We start from the raw sequence: 19,859 nt of genomic DNA, 5'->3' as shown, positions 1-19,859 counted from the left end.
TCCCGGCCGGCGTCGGCGTCAGTAGATCGAAAGGCATACGTTCATGTTCCCGGTCCATGCTCTCGCTTGCGCGCTCTTGGCCACACTGGCTGTCTCCGATTTACGCCGGCGGCGGTTGCCCAACGCAATCGTCGCGGCATTCGCCATCCTTTATTTCGCGCAAGCATGGATCGCCGGGGAAAATCGCCTCGGCCTCGAAACCCATCTTGCGGCAGGCGCTTGCGCGCTGGTGCTGGCCGCTGTGCTGTTCCGCTTCGGGTGGCTCGGCGGCGGCGACGCCAAGCTGTTCGGCGCCGTGTTTCTGTGGAGCGGCCCCGCGCTCGCGACGACCGTCTTCTTCATCGTTTCGTTGATTGGATTGATGCTCGGCCTCACGCAGATCGCCATCGGCCGGATGCAGCGCGATCGCGCCGCCGCCCCGACGCACGCATGGCTCGCACCCGCGCGCGGCGTGCCGTACGGCGTCGCGCTGGCCGTTGGCGGTGTCGCCGCGGTATGGCTGCCGCTGGCGCACGTCCAAGCGGTCGCGCCGCACCTCGCGGCCTCGGCGCTTTCGATCCCCGTACGGCTCACATAACGGAACGCGGTCGTCATGCAAAATATTCTCAAACTCGTGGGCCTGCTCGTGGTCGCCGCGATCGGCGCGTTCGTCTTGCGCGCGCTGTATGTCGCGGCCTCCCGCCCCGGCCCCGCCAAGCCCGCGCCAATGGTGCGCATCCGCGCCGCCGCGGCCGACCTGCCCGACGGCCTGCTGTTGCGCGACAGCGATCTCGTCTGGAAAAACGTGCCGCGCGGCGATGCCCCCGCGGGTGCCCTCGTCGAAGGGCAACCCGACGAAGCCGATCTGAAGGGCGACCTGCTGCGCCATGCCGTTCATGCCGGCACGCCCCTCGGGCCGGCCGACGTCATTTCGCCGAGTTCGCCCGGATTCCTGGCCGCGGCGCTCAAACCCGGCATGCGTGCGATCTCGGTCGCGATCGACGACGTATCCGGCAACGCGGGACTCATCGAACCGGGCGACTATGTCGATGTCCTGCTAACCCAGCAAATTTCGACATCGCCTGGCGCGACGACGAGCTCGACCGATCGAACAGTCGAAGCCGAAACGATCGCCGAACGCGTCCGCGTGCTCGCCGTCGGCACCGCCTTTACGCGGCCCAAGGACGACGACAAGAAACCGAACGAGGCGAACTCGCGCGCGCGCACCGTCACCTTCGAGGTCACGCCGCGCAGCGCCGAGGTCGTGACGGTAGCGGCTCATCTCGGTTCGCTTTCGTTGGCGCTGCGCAGCTTCGCTACCCGCGACCGCAACGCGAGCCAGGCCGAGGACGTGACCGAGCCGCAGACCGAACCGGTCTGGGCACGCGACGTCTCGCGCGGCCTGCGCGCGATGGCGCCCGCACCGCACGCCGAAACACATACGGTCGCACGGCGCGCGAGCGCGAGCGAGCAGTCGGTCATCGTCTATCGCGGCTCCAAACAGAGCGATTCGCTCGGTACCCGCTCGTTGGGACTGCAAATCAATATGACAGGCGCGCTGCCGCCGTTGCCGGCCGGCGCGCCGCCGTCGGCACCCGAGCCCGCGCCCGCCGCACAAGCGGCACCGGCCCCGCCCGCTCGTCCTGCTGCATAGGATTTCCCATGATCGACGTCACCCGCATCCGCTTGGGCCGCCACCACGCCGCGCTTCGCCGCGCGCTGACCGCCTTCGCCAGCCTTGTGTTCGCCGTCGCCTTGCTCTGCCCGGGCGCCGCATTGGCCGGCGATTCGACCACCGACGACGGGCTGCTGACCGTGCCGGCCGGCGGCGGAGCGATGGTGCAATTGCCCGAAGCGGCCGTGGCCGTCTTCGTGGCCGACCCCGATGTGGCCGACGTGCACGTGCCAACGCCCAAGACCGTGTTCGTCCTCGGCAAGAAGGCCGGCACCACGACGTTGTTCGCGCTCGGCGCCAACAACCGCCCCATTCTGCGCAAGACGATCACCGTTGCGTTGGACACCGCCTCGATTCAGCGGCTGCTCGATGCGCGCTTTCCGCAGTGGCGCTTGACGATTGCGAGCGCACCGGGTTCGTTGATGGTCAGTGGGCATGTGCCGAGCGCGGCCGATGCGGATGCGGTCCTGCAAACCCTGAAACCGTACCTGCACGATCAGGAAGCCCTGGTCAACCGCCTGACGCTCGCCCAGCCGATACAAGTCCACCTGCGCGTGCGCATCACCGAAGTCGACCGCAACATCACTCAGCAGCTCGGTATCAACTGGAGTTCGCTCGGCGCTGCCGGCAACTTCGTCGGGGGACTGTTCAGCGGCCGCGCGTTCCTCGATCCCACCTCGAAGCTGTTCAACCTCGCGCCGTCCGGTGCGTTCTCGGTGCTCGGCGGATTCCATACGTCGCACTTCTCGATCGACGGCGTACTCGATGCGCTCGATCAGGAAGGCTTGATCACGATGCTCGCGGAGCCCAACCTGACGGCGATGTCGGGCCAAACCGCCAGCTTCCTGGCAGGCGGGGAATTTCCGATCCCCGTCGCGCAGGACACGACCGGTGCGATCACGATCGAGTTCAAGCCCTATGGCGTCTCGCTCGATTTCACGCCCACGGTGCTGGCAAACAATCGCATCAGCCTCAAGGTCCGGCCCGAAGTCAGCGAGATCGATCCGACCAACAGCGTGACGACGGGCTCGATCAAAGTGCCGGCGCTGACGGTGCGCCGCGTCGAGACCACCGTCGAACTCTCGAGCGGCCAAAGCTTCGCGATAGGCGGCCTCTTGCAGAGCAAGAGCAGCGACGTGCTCTCCGAGTTGCCCGGGCTCGGGCGGCTGCCGATCCTCGGCAAGCTGTTCTCGTCGAAGGACTATCTGAACAACAAGACGGAAGTTGTCGTCATCGTGACGCCCTATATCGTGCAACCCGTCGGGCCCGGCCGGCTGCACGATGCGCTCGACAGCGTCACGCGTCCGAGCAGCGACATCGAGTACGCGCTGCAACGCGGGCTCGGCCTCGATCCGCTGGCCGGCGACCGGCCCCGGCTGGTCGGCGCGGCCGGCTTCGTCTACTGAATGGGAGCCGACTCATGCGCAATCGCCTGATACGCCATCTGACTTCGACGGTCACGTTCCTCGCGGCGCTCGGTTCACTCGCGGGTTGCATGTCGGCCCATCCGCCGCTCGGCATGCCGGACGACTCCGTCATCGGCTTCACCGCGCAAGACGGCGGCCGCGCCATCCCCCCGCAGTGTGCTCAGTTGAATCAGCCCTCGCATATGAGCGATGCGGGCTGGCACCGTCCGGGCGTCGCGTTTGGCTGCGCCACGTACTCGAACCTCGCGGCGATGCTCGCCCGCCCGGCCGACCTCGTCGCCCCCGTGCCCTATGCGGGCGCGGATGCGGCGCTCGGGGCCAGCGCGGTGCGCGCCTATGAGGAAGGACGCTCGCAACCGCTCAAGCCGACGTCGACGACGACGTCGGTCTCGCATTAGTCACGGAGCCGTCATGGGTGCATTCGAGCTGCGCTCCGCCAATCGCCGCGCACAGCCGCTCTCGACCGACCGCATCATTGCCGTCGTCGCGGATGCGAGCAGCGAAGAGGTGGTCAAAAATCTCATGCTCGATCAGGGGATCGGGCACGCCTATGTCGCGCGCGGCGGCATCGACGACGCAATCGAATTGATGCGCGGCCTGCCGCATTCGCCGCGGCATCTGCTCGTCGACGTATCGGGCGCGTCGATGCCCGTCTCCGAACTGATGCGGCTCGCGGAAGTCGTCGATCCGTCGGTCAATGTGATCGTCGTCGGCGATCGCAACGACGTAGGCTTGTTCCGCTCGCTGCTGCGGATGGGCGTCCAGGACTATCTCGTCAAACCGCTGACTGTCGAACTCGTGCAACGCGCGATGACCGCGAGCGATCCGAGCGCGTCCGCACGCGCGGGCAAGGCGATCGGCTTCATCGGCTCGCGCGGCGGCGTGGGCGTCACGACGATCGCCACGGCGCTCGCGCGCCACCTCGCCGACAAGACGCGCCGGCGCATCGCCTACGTCGATCTCGATCTGCATGGCGGGGCCGCAGCGTCGATGCTCGGCATCGTCGCGGGCAACGGCTTGGCCGAACTGCTGCAGAACACGCATCAGCTCGATCAGCAGCTCATCCACCAAACCGCGGTCGCGCAGAGCGACCGCCTGTTCGTGTTTGCCGCGGAGCTGCCTTATGAGCAGCCCCTCGCGCTGCGCGCCGGGACCGTCGCCGAACTCGTCGCCGCCCTGAAGCACCATTTCCACTATGTCGTGCTCGATGTGCCGCAGCGGGCGGGCGGCTTCGTCGACGAAACGCTCGATGCCTGCGAGACGATCCATGTCGTCGCGGATCGTTCCGTGCATGCGGCGCGCGAGACCGCCCGGCTGTGCCGCTTCGCCGAAGGCCGCCCCGCCGACGCCGCCGTTTCGGTGCTGCTGAACAACGCCCAGCAGCCGGTACGCGGCCGCGTCGCGCAGGCCGACTTCGTCCATGCGCTCGGCCGCGCGTCGGTGCATGAATTCCCGTACGAGCCACAAACGCTCGCCGTCGCGGAAAACCTCGGCGAGGCGATCGGCGACGGCAAACACTCCGCGTTCGCGCGCGCCGTCGTCGCGCTGGCCGACGCCATCACAGGCTCCGAGGCGCCTGACGTCGCAGCGCCTGCCCCCTGGTATGCGCGCCTGCTGCGCAAGCGGAGCGCCGCATGATGTTCGGACGCCGCAGCAACGCCCCCTCGTTCGCGCCCGTATCGCCTGCCGCGGGACACGCCGCGCACGCGGATGCGTCCCCCTGGCCAAGCTCGAACAAGACGGCTGCGGCGAGCGTGCCCGACATCAAAGGGCAACCGGCCGCGGTGAACGCAGCGGGCAGCGCGCCCGACGCCGCGGCCCACGCGAGCGACGCGGCGCCGCCGCTGCCGGCCGACCGCCACGAGGCGCTGATTCGCTCCGACACGTTCAAGCTGATCCGCACGGCGGTGTTTTCGTCGATGAACATGTCGGCCGCGCTCATGATGTCGCGCGCTCAAGTGCGCGAGGGCATCGAGCAGATCGCCGCCGAAACGATCGCCCGCGAACGGCTGACGATCACGCTGGCCGAGCAAGGGCTCATCGTCGACGAAATGCTCAACGATATGTTCGGCGTCGGACCGATCGAGCCGCTGCTGGCCGACGAACGCGTTACCGATATCCTCGTCAACGGCCCCGATCAAGTCTACGTCGAGCGCAGCGGGCGGCTCGAGCTCACGCCGCTGAAGTTCCGCGACAACGCCCATGTGATCAACGTCGCGCAGCGAATCGCGGCGGCCGTCGGACGCCGCGTCGACGAAAGCAGCCCGCTCGTCGATGCGCGCCTGGCGGACGGCAGCCGCGTCAATGTCGTATTGCCGCCGATCGCCCTGCGCGGCGCCTCGATCTCGATCCGCAAGTTCGCCAAGCGCAACATCACGCTCGCGCGTATGGCGCAGCAAGGCAACCTCTCCCCGGCGATGGTGGAAGTGCTGCGTATCGCCAGTGCATGCCGGTTGAACATCGTGATCTCGGGCGGTACGGGATCGGGAAAGACGACGCTGCTCAACGCCCTGTCGAACTTCATCGATCCGCACGAACGCGTCGTGACGATCGAAGATGCGGCCGAGCTGCAGCTGCAGCAGCCGCACGTCGTAAGCCTCGAGACGCGCCCCGAGAACAGCGAGGGGCTGGGCGGCATCTCGCAGCGCGATCTCGTGCGCAACGCGCTGCGGATGCGGCCGGATCGCATTATCCTCGGCGAGACGCGCGGCACCGAAGCATTCGACGTGCTGCAAGCGATGAACACAGGCCACGATGGCTCGATGACCACGATCCACGCCAATACGCCGCGCGATGCCATTACGCGGCTGGAAAGCATGGTGATGATGGCGAACGGCAACCTGCCGCTCATCTCGATTCGTCGTCAGATCGCGAGCGCCGTCCACATGATTCTGCAGATCGAACGCATGCGCGACGGCATGCGGCGCGTCACGCGCGTCACGGAAATTTCAGGCATGGAGGGCGACGTCGTCATCACGCAGGACCTGTTCGCGTTCCGATTCAACGCCGGCGGCTATGAGGAACAAGTGCGCGGCACCTTTGATTCGTCTTCCCTGCGCCCCGCCTTCGCTCAGCGCGCCGCCTATTACGGCCTCGAGGAGCAATTGATCGGAGCGATGCAATCGTGACGCCCGCCGACGTCGTCGCAGGAGGCTCCTTCTTCGCGATCGTCGTCGCGGGCCTCATCGTGCGCTCGCTGCGCGAAATGGCGCGCAAGCACCCTGCCCAACGCATCGCCCAGCGCGTCACCGCATTGCGCGACCCGCGTGCGGCGAACCCGTCCACCAACGAGGCCGCGCGCGGCGCCAAGCCGTTGCATCAACTCGTGAGTCTCGAGCGCCGTCCTGGCGACGAACCGGCATGGCAGACGTGGCTGCGCGCCAAGCAGCAACGCATCGAAACCATCGCGGGGCGCTCGGGCGTGCGAACCATCATCATGGTGGCCGTGCTGGCCGGTCTTGCCTCGTTCGTCGCGGCCATGCTCGCGGGACTGCCGTTCTGGACGCGCGTGCTCGGTGCGCTCGTCGACGCACTCATCGCCGTCCGTGGGGTGTACATTTTTATCATCGCCCGCTTCAAGCAGCGCTTCCTGGCTGCGTTTCCCGACACGCTCGATCTCATTATCCGCGCGGTGCGTGCCGGGATTCCGGCTGTGCAGGCCATCTGCACGGCCGGCGTCGAAAGCGACGAGCCCGTACGTTCGACGTTCCGCGCGATGGGCGACGCGCTGCTCGTCGGGGCGGAAGTGAAAGACGTACTCGAGCAAGCGGCCGAGCGGCTGCAACTCGCCGACTTTTCCTTTTTCGCCGTCTGTCTCGTTCTGCAACGGGAAACGGGCGGCAATCTCGCCGAAACGCTCGAGAACCTGGCCGCCATCGTCCGCTCGCGCCGCGATATCCGCGCGAAGACGAAAGCGCTCACGGCCGAAGGGCGCATCGCAAGCAAGATCATTTCCGGCGTGCCGTTCTTCATCATGGGCTTTCTGTACATCGTCAATCGCCCCTATGTGTCGCTGCTGTTCCATACGCGCGCGGGCCACAAGATGCTCGTGCTCGCAGCCGTGCTGATGACGATCGGACTCTCGCTGATCCGCAAGATCGCCAACCTGGATACCTCGCGATGAATGCGACCGATATGTGGACGAATCTGGCGCTCGTCGCGCTGCTGGCCTGCGCGACGGTATGGCTCGTGGCGCATGGACGCGGCGTGCGTTCGCGCATCGCACAGCGGGCGCGGCACGCCGTGACGCGCGCGGGCACGCCGGGGCAGGAACGAAACGTCCCGCAACAGCTCGCGCATAAGGTTGCGACGATCGGCGAACGGATGCCGATCATCGATGCCGCCGAGCGCGGCAAGCTCGCCATGCGGCTGGCCAGCGCCGGCTTTCGCGAGCCGCGTGCCGTCTCGATCCTCGCGGGACTGAAGATCGTCTGCGGGGCGTGCGTCGCACTCGGCGCGATCGTGCTCGTCCCGCACTTGCCGCGCATCGGCGGCTACTTCGTCATGCGGTTGCTGGCGATGGCCGCGGCATTCGTCGTCGGCATGATGGTGCCCGAGTTCGTGCTGGGCTACCTCATCAAACGCCGTCAGCGCGCCATCTCGGTTGCGCTGCCCGACGCCCTGGACCTGCTCGTCATCTGCACGAACGCCGGCAACAGTCTCGTCGTCGCGATCAAACGCGTGGCGGCGGAGTTGCGAACGATCAGCCCGCCGCTCGCCGACGAATTTTCGGTGACGGCCGATCAGCTGCAGATCGGCGGCGATAGCGCTGCGGCGCTCAACGCGATGGCCGCCCGGATCGGCGTCACCTCGATGCGCGCGCTCGTCACGACACTCGTGCAATCGCAGCAGTATGGGACGCCGATCACGCAGTCGCTGCGCATGCTGTCTCGGACCGAGCGCTCGATGCAAATCATCGCGCTCGAAGAAAAAGCTGCGAAGCTCGCGCCGAAGATGACGCTGCCGATGATGCTGTTCATCATGCCGACAGTCGCGTTGATCGCGGCGGGGCCGGCCGTCATCCGGCTCATCGCGGTGTTTCATCAGCATTGAATGGAATGGATTGCCGGTCGTATCGGCCGTAGGAGGTGTCATGAATCCGATCGTCTTGCCGTCGCGACGTCTGCTCGTTGCGCTGATTTCGGCCTGCACGCTGGCCAGCGGCCTGTTGACCGGCTGCGCGGGCGGACCGCAGGTGCAAACGCGGCCCGTCATGTCCGAGCGCGGGACCGACAAGAGCACCGATCTGCGCATCGCGGAGAGTGCGCTCGATAGCGGCGACACCACGCTGGCGATTTCCCTGTTCGAGCGCACGCTGAAGGCCGACCCGCACTCACTGCCGGCCGAGCTCGGACTGGCCGATGCGATCTATCAGACGGGCGATCTGGCGCGCGCAGGTGTGCTCTACAGCCAGGTAGCCGCGGCTGCGCCCGACGATCCCCGCGCGCAACTCGGACTGGCGCGCGTGGCGTTGCGTGAGCGTCACCTGGACGACGCCGTCGCCCGCTATCGCCGCCTGCTTCAAACGCACCCCGACAGCGCTGCTGTCGCTGAAGGACTCGGCGCCGCGCTGGATCTACAAGGCCACCACGGCGAGGCGCAAGCCGTCTATCGTGCAGGACTCGCGCGCCATCCCGAAGTTCAAGGGCTGAAGACCAATCTCGGGCTGTCGCTCATTCTCGATGGGCATGCGCGCGAAGGCGCGAACGTCTTGCTCGACGTGGCGGGGCTACCGGATGCACCAGCGCAAGCGCGCGAAAACCTCGCACTCGCCTATGGCCTGCTCGGTAATGGCGAAGCCGCCAAGCGGATTCTCACGGCTGACATGCCCGATGCGTCGGCCGAGGACAACTTGCGCTTTTACCAGGATCTGCGCGCGCGCTTGGCCGACCCGGCGGCGGTAACGGGAACTGGGACGACGCCGGCTTCGGCTTCGGCTTCGGCTTCGGCTTCGGCTTCGGCTTCGGCTTCGGCTTCGGCTTCGGCTTCGGCTTCGGCTTCGGCTTCGGCTTCGGCTTCGGCCAGCGCCAACGCCCACGGCGCTGCGACGTTGAGCAGCGACATCGCGCATGTCGAACGCGTGCCGTTCCCGCAAAGCGCGCCGATTGGAGCCAGCGAATGAATCGGCTCGCGCATCTCGCGTCCGATGCGCGCGGCGTCGCGGCGCTCGAGTTCGTGCTCGTCTTCCCTTTCTTGATGACGGTATTGTTCGGCATCATCGATACGAGCCTGCTCCTGTGCGACAAAGCCGTCATTACGAATGCCAGCCGAGAGGCTGCGCGCGCGGGCGTGGTGGTACGTGTTCCGCAGATGGCGGCGAGCGATGTGGCAAACGTGGCGCTCTCCTATACGCACAACAACCTTGTGACCGGAGGAACCGCCACAACACCCACCGTCAGCGTCGCACAACCGGCGGGTACCTCACCCGGTAGTCCGCTTTCCGTGACGGTGACCTACACGTATGAAGGGCTGGTGCTAGGCTCGGCGATGAGCGCGTTGACGGGCCCCGTCACCGTGAGCGCGACGACCGTGATGAATTATGAATAGGCGTTTGCCGTGTGCTGCCGGCCGCGCGTCGAGCCACGGCGCTTCGCTGCGCAGGCAACGCGGCTCGGTTCCGCTGTGGTTCGTTCTGACGGTTCCGGTCTTACTGACCTTCGGTGCGTTTGCCGTGGACATGCCGCGTGTCGCAACGGCACGCAACGAACTTCAGAACGCGGCAGATGCGGCGGCGCTCGCAGGCGCATCGCAGTTGCTCGCCGGTAGCAGCGGCCCCGACTGGCCGGATGCCGCCAGCGCGACGAACGCCGCCGTCTCGCTGAACAAATCGGATGGCGTGACATTGACGAGTGCGAGCGTACAAACGGGCTACTGGAACCTGACCGGCTCCCCTGCGACGCTCGAAGCAAAGACGATCACGCCCGGCAACTATGATGTGCCGGCTGTGCAAGTGACGGTGACGCGCAACGCGAGCACCAATGGCGGTGCGGTAACGTTGCTGCTCGGTGGGTTTCTCGACTACCTCACCACACCCGCGAGCGCCACGGCTGTGGCGGTCGCCGCCGCGCCGTCCACCGTGGGCGCCGGTGGGCTCTTTCCAATGGTCATCGATCAATGCGTGCTCAATCAATATTGGAACGCGCAAACGAACGAGCCGATGACCGATCCTTCGACGGGCAAGCCGTACGAGTTCCAGATCGGCAATGGACAGACCTACAACGGAACGTGTCAGGCGGGGCAATGGACATCGTTCCTCACCAATGCGAACGATGTGCCGACCGTGCGCGGGCTCATCGCCTCGGGCAATTCGGGGCCAATCGCGATCGGCGACAACATTTGGGTCGAACCCGGCGTGAAGACAACGATTTACAGCGACGTGCCGGTGGGGGTCACGATCGTCGTGCCTGTCGCCACGCAGATCGATTCGCACAGCTACGTGCCGGTGGTGGCGTTCGCGGCGTTTTACGTCGATGGATCGTACGGCGACAGCCAGAAGTACATCGAAGGGCATTTCGTGGGCGGTTATCGGATTCCCGTGCAATCGTGGGGCGTCGGGCCGGACTACGGGGCGTATGTGGCGCCGCGGTTGGCGCTTTGAGGCACTAACGATAGTCGGTGCGCTAACCGCCCGCATCGGCCGTAACGCTCCCATTCAGCGTGCAGCCGCACTCCGTTCGATGGCCATGCACAGCCACACGCCGGTTGCCGATGTTGAACGTCGCGTGTGCCTCGATGATTCAGTTCACGCCATGCGGACGACCGTCCGGATTTTTTTCCCTTCACTCTCCAGAACGTGCCGATCGCTTCCTTGCAGAAGAGCCTCCCGCCGATCCGAATTCGCGTACCCGCCGGATAGTTTTCGAGTCGCACGCTTTTTCCGTCATTCCAAAATGGTTTGTAGGCGAGCGAGCGCATCTTCGACAACTTCAATGGGGGCGCGCTCGACTTTTCGTGCGCCACGCGCCTCAAGGTCGAGCGTGCGAACCATGTTCACCAGCGCCACGCCCTGCGTCTCCGTTCCGGAACCCGAGAGCGGCACAGCGAATCCCGCGTATCGCGCGAATTCGCCGCCCTGCGTGATCGGCGCAACGAGCGCCACGCCAAGCGTGTTGAACGCGGCGGGTGACAGAACCAGCGCGGGCCGGAAATCCCGCTGCTGTTGTTTACCCACTGTCGGATTCAGGCTAACCCGCACGATATCGCCACGCTCGAACTTGACGCGCCTCACCATGCCTCACGCCCCACAGGCTTGACTTCACCCCACGCAACGAGGTCTGCCGGTTGCGGAGCCTTCGGGTCGCATTGCGCAACGAGTTCATTCAGCGAATATTTTCGGCGCGCAGGCGAAAGCAACACGCCATCCGGCCGTACATCGGCATTCAGAGAACTGCCAGCCGACGCGCCGATCTGCTCCAACAACACAGCGGGAAGCCGTACGGCCGCGCTATTGCCCCACTTCTGAATTTTAAGTTCCATATCATGCTCCGAATGTTTATCCATTGCAGACACTCGCCGGCGAAATGGCAAGCTATTTGTATCTACATTGATTCTACATTCGGTTCGTTTAACGGCCCCACAAACCGCTACCCTGTTTAAACGGCATCCGGCGTCAAAACTCAATCCTCCGCAAGCGAGGCGTCGAGCGCTGCAACGGCAGCGCGTCGCTCTTTCGAAGTGGTTTCAAGATATGGCCCGACATGCTCGAGGTGAGCATGGCCCAACAACAATTGAACGGTGTCGAGGGACTGCCCCTGCGCTACAAGATGGCTCGCGAACGTGCGCCGACCCGAATGTGTGCTGAACCCTCGCCCAAGACCACGCCTGGGCGCAAATAAAAAAACGGCGAGCCTAATGTGCTCGCCGGTTTTTCTGTCCAGTGAGTGACTGCGCCGATCGTCAGCCCGACGTCTTCGCCGATGGAGATGTCGACGTGGACGACGTCCCGCTCGCTTGAGCCGCCCCCACCGTCGCCGGCGCGTCGGGCGGCCGCGGTGTCTCGCCCGTGTTCGCGATCCAGCCGCCGCCGAGCGCCACATACAGATCGACGAGATTATCGAGCCGCGCCACGCGCGCGCTCACGAGCGCTTGCTGCACCGTATAAAGGTTCGTCTGCGCGGTGAGCACCTGCAAATAGCTGTCCACGCCGTTCTTGTACCGCAGCTGCGACAGATCGAGCGTGCGCGACTGCGCGAACGTCGTGCGCTCGAGCGAGTGGATCTGCGCGTCGTACGTGCTGCGCGCCGCCAGATCGTCGGCCACTTCGCGGAACGCCGATTGAATCGCCTTCTCGTAATTGGCGATCTCGATCCGCTTTTGCACGCTCGCGAGATCGAGATTGGCCAGGTTTTGCCCGCCCTCGAAAATCGGCAGCGTGATCTGCGGTGCGAACGACCATGCAGCCGAGCCAGGCTTGAACAGCCCGCCGAGCGTCAGGCTCTCCGTGCCGAAAGAACCCGTCAGTGAGATCTTCGGGAAGAACGCCGCCCGCGCCGCACCGATGTTCGCGTTGGCCGCGCGCAAGGTTGCCTCGGCCTCCATGATGTCGGGCCGGCGCGTGAGCAGATCCGACGGCAAGCCCGCCGGGATATCGGTTAGCAAGCGCTGATCGCCGAGACTCAGGCCGGCCGGCAAATCGTCAGGCAGCGGTTGGCCAACGAGCAGCACGAGCGCATTCTCGGCCTGTGCCCGAGCACGCGCCTGCGCTTCGCGATTCGCGCGCGCTTGTTCGACGATCGTCTCCGCCTGACGCAGATCAAGTTCGGAGCCGGTACCGTTATCGAACTGCAGTTTGGTCAGCGAGTAGGACGATTCCGCCGTCTTCAACGTGTCGTCGGTGATCTTGAGGAGATCGTCGACGGCCAGCATCTGCAAGTACTGCTGCGCCACCTGCGAGACAAGCGAAATCTCGGCAGCCTTGCGCGCTTGCGCCGTCGCCAGGTATTTCTCGAGCGCCTGGTCCTTCAGGCTGCGAATGCGCCCCCAGAAATCGATCTCCCAGGAGGTATTGAGTCCCACCTGATACTGCTGCGAGAGCGTTTGACCGAACAGCGACATGTCCTTCGGCGTGCGCTGCACCGACTTGCCGGCTTGCGCGTTGATCGCCGGGAATAACTGTGCGCGCGTGATCCGGTATTGCGCACGCGATGCGTCGACGTTCAGCACGGCCACGCGCAAGTCCCGGTTGTTTGCCAACGCAAGCTCGATGATCTGCTGCAGACGCGGATCGGAGAAGAACTCGCGCCAGCCGATATCGACAGCCGCCCGCCCTTGGGCCGTATCGCCGGAGGTGGTCGCGGGTTGCGTCGCGTAAACGCCCGAGGCCGGGAATGCGGACGCGACCGGCGCGGCCGGGCGCTCGTACTTCGGCTCGAAGGTGCAACCGGCCGCGAGCACCGTCACGGCAATCGCAATCAAGGAATATCGAGTCATTTCAGTGTCCTTCATCGGCATTCTCTTTCTCGTGCTGGCCCGGCGCTTGGGCTGCATGATGCGCTTCGGCCAATCGAGCCGCCTGATCGACATCTTCCGTTTCCCCGCCGAACTTCGCGCGAATCACGACGAAGAACATCGGGATGAAGAAGATGGCGAGGAACGTAGCCGTCAACATCCCGCCGATCACGCCCGTGCCGATTGCATGCTGGCTGGCGGAACCCGCGCCATTGCTGATCGCAAGCGGCAGCACGCCGAGAATGAACGCCATCGACGTCATCAAGATCGGACGCAGCCGCAGCCGCGCCGCTTCCATGGCCGCCTCGACCGGTCCCATGCCTTCGCTCTCCTGCAACTCGCGCGCGAACTCGACGATCAGGATCGCGTTCTTGGCCGAGAGACCCACCGTCGTCAGCAGGCCGACCTGGAAGAACACGTCGTTTTCGAGCCCGCGCAGCGTGGCGGCCAGCAGTGCGCCGATCACGCCGAGCGGCACGACCATGATGACCGAGAACGGAATCGACCAACTTTCGTAAAGCGCCGCCAGGCACAGGAACACGACGAGAATCGATACACCGTAAAGAATTGGCGCTTGCGAGCCCGACTGAATTTCCTGGAACGACAGCCCCGTCCATGAGTAGCCGATCCCGGCCGGCAGCTTCGCCGCGATCTTTTGCATCGCCTGCATCGCCTGGCCCGTACTCTTTCCCGGCGCCGCGGAGCCCTGGATTTCCATCGACGAAATGCCGTTGTAGCGCTCGAGCTTCGGCGAACCGAAGGTCCAATGCCCCGATGCGATGGAGGTGAACGGCACCATCGTGCCCGATGTATTGCGCACGTACCACTTGCTCATATCTTCAGGCGACATGCGGAACGGCGCGTCGGCCATCACGTACACCTTCTTGATCCGGTTGTCCGTATCGAGGAAGTTGTTCACGTATTGCGACGCCCATGCCACCGAGAAAGTCTGGTCGATCGCCTGCGGCGACACACCGAGCGCCCGCGCCTTCTCGCGATCGATGTCGACCTTTAACAGCGGCGTATCGTTGAGCCCGTTCGGCCGCACGCCCATGAGCGTCGGATCCTTGCCCGCCATCCCCAGCAATTGATTGCGCGCGGCCATCAACGTGTCGTGGCCCAGGCCCGCGTTGTCGGTCAGCTCGAAGTCGAAACCCGAAGCCGTGCCCAATTCGGGGATCGACGGCGGATTGACCGGGAAGACCATCGCGTCCTTGTAGCCCCCATAGTGCATGAACATCCGCTGAATAACCGCCTGCACTTTCTGATCCGCGTGCTGCCGCAGGCCGTAATCCTTCAGCCGCACGAACACGAGGCCCGAGTTCTGGCCGCGGCCCGCGAAACTGAAGCCGTTCACGGTGAACACCGATTCGACGAGCGACTTCTCCTTCGTGAGCAGGTAATCGGAGATGTTCGAGAGCGTGCGTTCCGTCGTTTCCTGCGTCGACCCTGTTGGTGTCTGCACGAGGACGAACATGAGCCCTTGGTCCTCGTCGGGCAGGAACGATTTCGGCAAGCGCACGAACAGCAGGCCGACCGCGACGATCACCGCCAGATAGATCACGAGCCAGCGGCCCGAGCGTCGAATCACGTGATGCACGCCGCTGTGGTACTTGTCGCGGCTGCGGTCGAACGTGCGATTGAACCAGCCGAAGAACCCCGTCGTGGCCGCATGCTCGCCCGGCTGGATCGGCTTGAGGATCGTCGCGCACAGTGCCGGCGTCAGCACCAATGCGACGAGCACCGACAGCACCATCGCCGAGACGATCGTCAGCGAGAACTGGCGATAGATCGCGCCCACGGAGCCGCCCGACAGCGCCACCGGCACGAACACAGCCGACAGCACGAGCGCCACACCGACGAGCGCGCCGGTGATCTGGTCCATCGCCTTGCGCGTCGCCTCCCGCGGCGACAGGCCCTCCTCGCTCATCACGCGCTCGACGTTCTCCACCACGACGATCGCATCGTCCACGAGCAGACCGATCGCGAGCACGAGCCCGAACATCGACAGCACGTTGATGGAGAAACCCACCGCGTTCATGATCGCGAACGTGCCGAGCAGCACCACGGGCACGGCGATCGTCGGGATCAGCGTGGCACGCAGGTTCTGCAGGAACAGGTACATCACGAGGAAGACGAGCACGATCCCTTCGAGCAGCGTCTTGATCACTTCCTCGATCGACAGCCGCACGAACGGCGTCGTGTCATACGGATATTTCACGACGAGGCCGTGCGGGAAGTACTTGTTCAGCTCGTCGATCTTCGCGCGCACTTCCTTGGCCGTTTGCAGCGCGTTCGCGCCCGTGGCCAACTGAATGCCCATCCCGGCTGTCGGCTGCCCGTTGTACTTCGTATCGAAGTTATACGTTTCGCCGCCGAGCTCGATGCGCGCGACATCCTTGATACGCACCTGCGAACCGTCGGGGTTCACCTTGAGCGTGATATCGCCGAAATCCTTCGGCGTACGCAAGAGCGTTTGCTCGGTGATCGTCGCCTGCAGCATTTGGCCCGGCACAGCGGGCGTACCGCCCAACTGCCCGCCCGCGATCTGCACGTTCTGCTGCTGCAGCGCGGTGACGATGTCGCCCGGCGTCAAGCTGTAGTTCGTCAGCTTGTTCGGGTCGAGCCAAATCCGCATCGCGTACTGCGTGCCGAACAGCGTCACAGTGCCGACGCCGTCGAGCCGGCTGATCGGATCCTGAATGTGCGAAGCGACGTAGTTGGCCAGATCGTACCGGCTCATGCTGCCGTCTTCGGAAACGAAGGCGAGCACGAGCAAGAAGCTGCTGCTCGATTTTGTCACCTTCGTACCGAGCTGCTGCACGACCGTCGGCAACAGCGGCGTCGCGAGCGACAGCTTGTTCTGCACCTGCACCTGGGCGATGTCGGGGTTCGTCCCGGCATCGAACGTCAGCGTGATCGTGGCCGTACCCGAATCGTCGCTCGTAGAAGACAAGTACAGCAGGTGGTCCAGGCCGCTCATCTGCTGCTCGATGACCTGCGTGACCGTGTTTTCGACTGTCTTCGCCGAGGCACCCGGATAGCTCGCCGAGATCTGGATCGACGGCGGCGCGATCGTCGGATATTGCGCGATCGGCAGATTGAAGATCGACGCGATCCCCGCCAGCATCAGGATGATCGCAATCACCCAGGCGAAGATCGGCCGATCGATAAAGAACTTTGCCATTGTTGCGGGCTCTCCGTGATCAGGCGGCGGGCGCTTGCGCACCCGAGGCAGGCGTGGCCCCGCTGGCCGAAGCGCCTTGGGCCCCTGCCGCAGCCTGCGGCAGTTGGGCCGGGACCGGTTTCACCTTCATGCCGGGGTGGACCTTCTCCGTCCCTTGAACGATCACGCGATCGCCGGCCTGCAGGCCGCCATCGACCACCCAATCCGCGCCGCGCATGCCGGACGTCACGAGTGGGCGCCAGGTGACTTTGTCGTCTGCGCTCACGACGAGTGCGATTGCACTGCCCTTCTGATCGTGCGTCACGCCGATCTGCGGCACGAGCATCGCGTGCTCGTTCACCCCTTCCTCGATACGCGCGCGCACGAACATGCCCGGCAGCAGCACGCGGTTCGGGTTCGGGAACGTCGCCCGGATCGTCACGGAGCCCGTCGATTGATCGACAGTCACATCCGAGAACTGCAGCTTGCCCGGCAGCGGATACGGCTGGCCGTCTTCGAGAATCAGCGTGACCTTCGCCGCACCGGGGCCGGTCGTCTTCAAGCGCCCTTCCTGGGCCTCGCGACGTAGCTTCAGGCCGTCCAGGCTCGATTGCGTCAGATCGACATAGACCTGGTCGAGCTGCTGAATCGTATCCATCAACGTGGCTTGGCTCGCCTGCACATAGGCGCCGGGCGTGACTTGCGAGACGCCCGTGCGGCCGGTAATCGGCGCCACGACGTCGGTATAGCCGAGGTTGATCTGCGCCGTCTCGACACTGGCTCTGCCCGCGGCGACATCGGCTTGCGCCTGCCCTTGCGCGGCCACGGCGTTGTCGTAGTCTTGCTTGCTGACGGCATTCGCCGCGACGAGCACCTTGTAGCGGTTGGCCTGGGCCGTCGTGGTCGCGAGATTGGCCTGCGCCTTCGCGAGCGTCGCCTTCGCGCTGTTCAGCGCGGCCTGGTAGGGTGCCGGATCGATTTTGTACAGCCGCTGGCCCGCTTTCACTTCGCTGCCTTCGGTGAACTCGCGACGCTGCACGATGCCATCGACGCGCGCGCGCACTTGCGCGACGAGAAACGCGCTCGTACGGCCCGGCAGTTCGGTGACGACGGGGACCGCGCTCGGCTGCACGGTGATGACACCCACTTCGGGCGTTTGCTGAGGCGGTGCGGACGGCTTTTGTCCGCAGGCCGCGAGCGCCATGGCCGCGGTAGCGGCGCAGATTAAGCGAAATGGAACCGGTTGGACACGCATGGAGCGACCTCTGGTCTATAACTGGGAACGAAATGATCCTATCGCGCCTCTTCCCCCGCGAGGCGCGCGGCGCGACGTCGTCGCAAGACGCTTGAGCAAGTCGATGGGCGCCAGCTCGGACGCCATACCATGCGTATGGCGCCGCGCGAGCCGCGCAAGAAGCGCGAACCGCAAAGGGCTGGAGGCTCGTGCGCAAACCGACTGACGATAATACCCTCGATTTCGCTTACGGCTCACTGGCCCGCATTTGCGGGCGCGTCTAAAGCTGGCGCTCATTTTACATACATTCCCGACTGTATGTAAAATGAGCGCTCATTACACAATGTTCCCGAGCCGCGGCGGCGCACAGGCGCGGCGATGGGATCGACGGCGGACAGATAGGTCCGCGCAAGCGCCCACCCCAGGCGGCAATCCATGGCCAGACGAACGAAGGAAGAAGCCCTGCAGACTCGCAACCGTATTCTGGATGCGGCCGAGCAGGTGTTTTATGACAAAGGCGTATCGCGCACGTCGCTGGCGGACATTGCCGCGCATGCGGGCGTTACGCGCGGGGCAATCTATTGGCATTTCGAAAACAAGGGCGATCTGTTTACCGCCATGTTCGATCGCGTGCTGCTGCCGCTCGACGAATTCGGCGCGCCGCCGGCCAATGCGGAGGAAGCGGCCAACGACGATCCGCTCGCGCGGCTCGCCAGTGTGTTGAAGTGGTGCCTGCAGGCCGCCGCGAACGATCCGCGCCGGCGCCGCGTGTTCGACATTCTGTTTTTGAAGTGCGAGTTCGTTGACGAAATGGGCCCCGTCAAAGAACGGCATCAGAAGAGCATGCGCGAGGGCGTGGGCAAAATCGAGGCTGATTTGATCCTGGCCATTGGCAAGGGGCAGTTACCGGCCGATCTCGATACGCGCCGGAGCGCGTTGTATGTTCACGCGTTCGTCGGGGGTTTTTTGCGGGATACGCTGCTGCTGCCTGCCTCTGACGATTTCGTCTCGCACATCGACGCCTTCATCGATGCCTGCATCGATGCGTTGCGGACGAGCCGGGCACTGCGTAGGGATCGGCACGCGAGTTAGCCCGGTGCCCCCGGGCACTGACGCTCAGTCCGGTAGGAACGTCTCGTCGATCACCTGCCGCATCGCCCGCCGGGCCAAGAGGGCACAGCAGGACCTTACAGCAGGGCTTCCAAGCCCTTGCGATCAACCAGGTCGAGCAATTTCAGCGAAGGGCCATTCGGATGCTTTTGCCCCTGCTCCCATTTCTGTACCGTCGAGATGCTCGTGTTCAGGCACGCCGCGAACACTGCCTGACTCGCCTTGGCGCGCTGGCGCAGCCGCCGAATCTGCGCCGCGCTGTATTGCTTGATCGGTGGCAGACACAACGCGTCGAACTCTCGCATCGTCACCGAATCCATCAGCCCGATCTCGTGCAGGTCTTACGCCGTCTCATGCAGCGTCTTCAACAGTCTGTCACCCATCGTTTTCCACCTCATCCACCTCATCCACCTCATATAGCTTGCCTGTGCTCAACGCCTCACGCAGCTCCCGAGCATCGTAGCTCAGCAGTTGCGACGCCAGCCGTTTCAACGTCTCCAGCTCTTTGTCGTTCAAGCTGGACCGCTCGTTTTTCGCAAAGCCGAACACGAAGAAGGCTCGATCTCCCACTCGCAACGCCAGCAGCGTACGCACTCCGCCGCTTTTACCTCGTCCGCCAATGCTCACCCGCTTCTTGAACACATGACCGCCCAGGTTCGCATCAATCAGCCCTCGGCTTATCTCATCCGTCCCACGAGCAACGCCGCATCGCTCACACCTTCCTTGTCGGCCCAACGCGCAAACATCCTGGTCTTGAAGACCCGCATACCGCTCCTTTTTCTTGCCGAACATTATAGCACTACGTGCTATAGCTCATCACCG

Annotated in this window: 21 protein-coding genes; 12 read left to right on the top strand and 9 right to left on the bottom strand. The window is 64.7% G+C overall.

From position 1 onward, the window contains the following. Positions 1–43: 43 nt before the first annotated feature. Genes ACTHL0_RS02670 through ACTHL0_RS02620 form a run of 11 tightly spaced genes read left to right on the top strand, consistent with a single transcriptional unit; the run spans position 44 to position 10,678 of the window. The gene (locus ACTHL0_RS02670) at positions 44–577 is read left to right on the top strand and encodes an A24 family peptidase (protein WP_440565038.1); all 534 of its coding nucleotides are present in this window, start codon (positions 44–46) and stop codon (positions 575–577) included. Positions 578–592: 15 nt separating this feature from the next. Continuing rightward, positions 593–1,633 (top strand): Flp pilus assembly protein CpaB, encoded by a 1,041-nt coding sequence (cpaB, locus tag ACTHL0_RS02665; protein ID WP_440565037.1) that lies wholly within the window; start codon positions 593–595, stop codon positions 1,631–1,633. 8 nt (positions 1,634–1,641) lie between these two features. Continuing rightward, positions 1,642–3,060, top strand: a complete 1,419-nt coding sequence (locus ACTHL0_RS02660; protein ID WP_440565036.1) for a type II and III secretion system protein family protein — start codon at positions 1,642–1,644, stop codon at positions 3,058–3,060. A gap of 14 nt (positions 3,061–3,074) precedes the next feature. Then, entirely contained in the window at positions 3,075–3,479 is a 405-nt protein-coding gene (locus tag ACTHL0_RS02655; RefSeq protein ID WP_440565035.1) for a CpaD family pilus assembly lipoprotein, read from the top strand. A gap of 13 nt (positions 3,480–3,492) precedes the next feature. After that, positions 3,493–4,719, top strand: a complete 1,227-nt coding sequence (locus ACTHL0_RS02650) for an AAA family ATPase (RefSeq protein ID WP_440565034.1) — start codon at positions 3,493–3,495, stop codon at positions 4,717–4,719. Next, positions 4,716–6,209 (top strand): CpaF family protein, encoded by a 1,494-nt coding sequence (locus ACTHL0_RS02645; protein ID WP_440565033.1) that lies wholly within the window; start codon positions 4,716–4,718, stop codon positions 6,207–6,209. The genes ACTHL0_RS02650 and ACTHL0_RS02645 overlap by 4 nt, the downstream gene beginning before the upstream one ends. Next, positions 6,206–7,204, top strand: coding sequence for a type II secretion system F family protein (locus ACTHL0_RS02640; protein ID WP_440565032.1), 999 nt, complete (start codon positions 6,206–6,208; stop codon positions 7,202–7,204). Before ACTHL0_RS02645 ends, ACTHL0_RS02640 begins: the two co-directional genes overlap by 4 nt. Further along, positions 7,201–8,133, top strand: a complete 933-nt coding sequence (locus ACTHL0_RS02635; protein WP_440565031.1) for a type II secretion system F family protein — start codon at positions 7,201–7,203, stop codon at positions 8,131–8,133. The genes ACTHL0_RS02640 and ACTHL0_RS02635 overlap by 4 nt, the downstream gene beginning before the upstream one ends. A 40-nt stretch (positions 8,134–8,173) precedes the next feature. Then, positions 8,174–9,202, top strand: a complete 1,029-nt coding sequence (locus tag ACTHL0_RS02630; protein ID WP_440565030.1) for a tetratricopeptide repeat protein — start codon at positions 8,174–8,176, stop codon at positions 9,200–9,202. Further along, positions 9,199–9,627 (top strand): TadE/TadG family type IV pilus assembly protein, encoded by a 429-nt coding sequence (locus tag ACTHL0_RS02625; RefSeq protein WP_440565029.1) that lies wholly within the window; start codon positions 9,199–9,201, stop codon positions 9,625–9,627. Before ACTHL0_RS02630 ends, ACTHL0_RS02625 begins: the two co-directional genes overlap by 4 nt. After that, positions 9,620–10,678, top strand: coding sequence for a TadG family pilus assembly protein (locus ACTHL0_RS02620; protein WP_440565028.1), 1,059 nt, complete (start codon positions 9,620–9,622; stop codon positions 10,676–10,678). The genes ACTHL0_RS02625 and ACTHL0_RS02620 overlap by 8 nt, the downstream gene beginning before the upstream one ends. A gap of 22 nt (positions 10,679–10,700) precedes the next feature. On the opposite strand, the gene ACTHL0_RS02615 is transcribed toward ACTHL0_RS02620, so the two are convergent. From ACTHL0_RS02615 to ACTHL0_RS02585, 7 genes are all read right to left on the bottom strand, one after another. Further along, the gene (locus tag ACTHL0_RS02615; protein ID WP_440565099.1) at positions 10,701–10,814 is read right to left on the bottom strand and encodes a PAAR domain-containing protein; all 114 of its coding nucleotides are present in this window, start codon (positions 10,812–10,814) and stop codon (positions 10,701–10,703) included. Positions 10,815–10,960: 146 nt separating this feature from the next. Further along, positions 10,961–11,311 carry a type II toxin-antitoxin system ChpB family toxin gene (locus ACTHL0_RS02610; protein ID WP_440565027.1) on the bottom strand — a complete coding sequence of 117 codons (351 nt, stop codon included), beginning with the start codon at positions 11,309–11,311 and terminating at the stop codon, positions 10,961–10,963. Beyond that, the gene (locus ACTHL0_RS02605; RefSeq protein ID WP_440565026.1) at positions 11,305–11,556 is read right to left on the bottom strand and encodes an AbrB/MazE/SpoVT family DNA-binding domain-containing protein; all 252 of its coding nucleotides are present in this window, start codon (positions 11,554–11,556) and stop codon (positions 11,305–11,307) included. The genes ACTHL0_RS02610 and ACTHL0_RS02605 overlap by 7 nt, the downstream gene beginning before the upstream one ends. Before the next feature lie 140 nt (positions 11,557–11,696). Then, entirely contained in the window at positions 11,697–11,933 is a 237-nt protein-coding gene (locus ACTHL0_RS02600) for a tyrosine-type recombinase/integrase (protein WP_440565098.1), read from the bottom strand. A gap of 43 nt (positions 11,934–11,976) precedes the next feature. Beyond that, the gene (locus tag ACTHL0_RS02595) at positions 11,977–13,509 is read right to left on the bottom strand and encodes an efflux transporter outer membrane subunit (protein ID WP_440565025.1); all 1,533 of its coding nucleotides are present in this window, start codon (positions 13,507–13,509) and stop codon (positions 11,977–11,979) included. 1 nt (position 13,510) lies between these two features. Continuing rightward, complete coding sequence (locus tag ACTHL0_RS02590; RefSeq protein ID WP_440565024.1) at positions 13,511–16,714, bottom strand: efflux RND transporter permease subunit; 3,204 nt, start codon at positions 16,712–16,714, stop codon at positions 13,511–13,513. 19 nt (positions 16,715–16,733) lie between these two features. Further along, the gene (locus ACTHL0_RS02585; protein ID WP_440565023.1) at positions 16,734–17,948 is read right to left on the bottom strand and encodes an efflux RND transporter periplasmic adaptor subunit; all 1,215 of its coding nucleotides are present in this window, start codon (positions 17,946–17,948) and stop codon (positions 16,734–16,736) included. 414 nt (positions 17,949–18,362) lie between these two features. On the opposite strand from ACTHL0_RS02585, the gene ACTHL0_RS02580 reads away from it, so the two are divergent. Next, positions 18,363–19,019 carry a TetR family transcriptional regulator gene (locus tag ACTHL0_RS02580; RefSeq protein ID WP_440565022.1) on the top strand — a complete coding sequence of 219 codons (657 nt, stop codon included), beginning with the start codon at positions 18,363–18,365 and terminating at the stop codon, positions 19,017–19,019. A gap of 95 nt (positions 19,020–19,114) precedes the next feature. Here ACTHL0_RS02580 and ACTHL0_RS02575 read toward each other — a convergent pair whose 3' ends face one another. Next, a complete protein-coding gene (locus ACTHL0_RS02575; RefSeq protein ID WP_440565021.1) occupies positions 19,115–19,357 on the bottom strand; it encodes a helix-turn-helix domain-containing protein in 243 nt (80 codons plus the stop codon). 55 nt (positions 19,358–19,412) lie between these two features. Further along, positions 19,413–19,829 carry a type II toxin-antitoxin system RelE/ParE family toxin gene (locus ACTHL0_RS02570; protein WP_440565020.1) on the bottom strand — a complete coding sequence of 139 codons (417 nt, stop codon included), beginning with the start codon at positions 19,827–19,829 and terminating at the stop codon, positions 19,413–19,415. Positions 19,830–19,859 lie beyond the last annotated feature (30 nt).

It is taken from the genome of Trinickia sp. (assembly GCF_051961175.1).
Classification (GTDB): domain Bacteria; phylum Pseudomonadota; class Gammaproteobacteria; order Burkholderiales; family Burkholderiaceae; genus Trinickia.
This window is presented reverse-complemented; position numbering and strand designations above follow the sequence as displayed.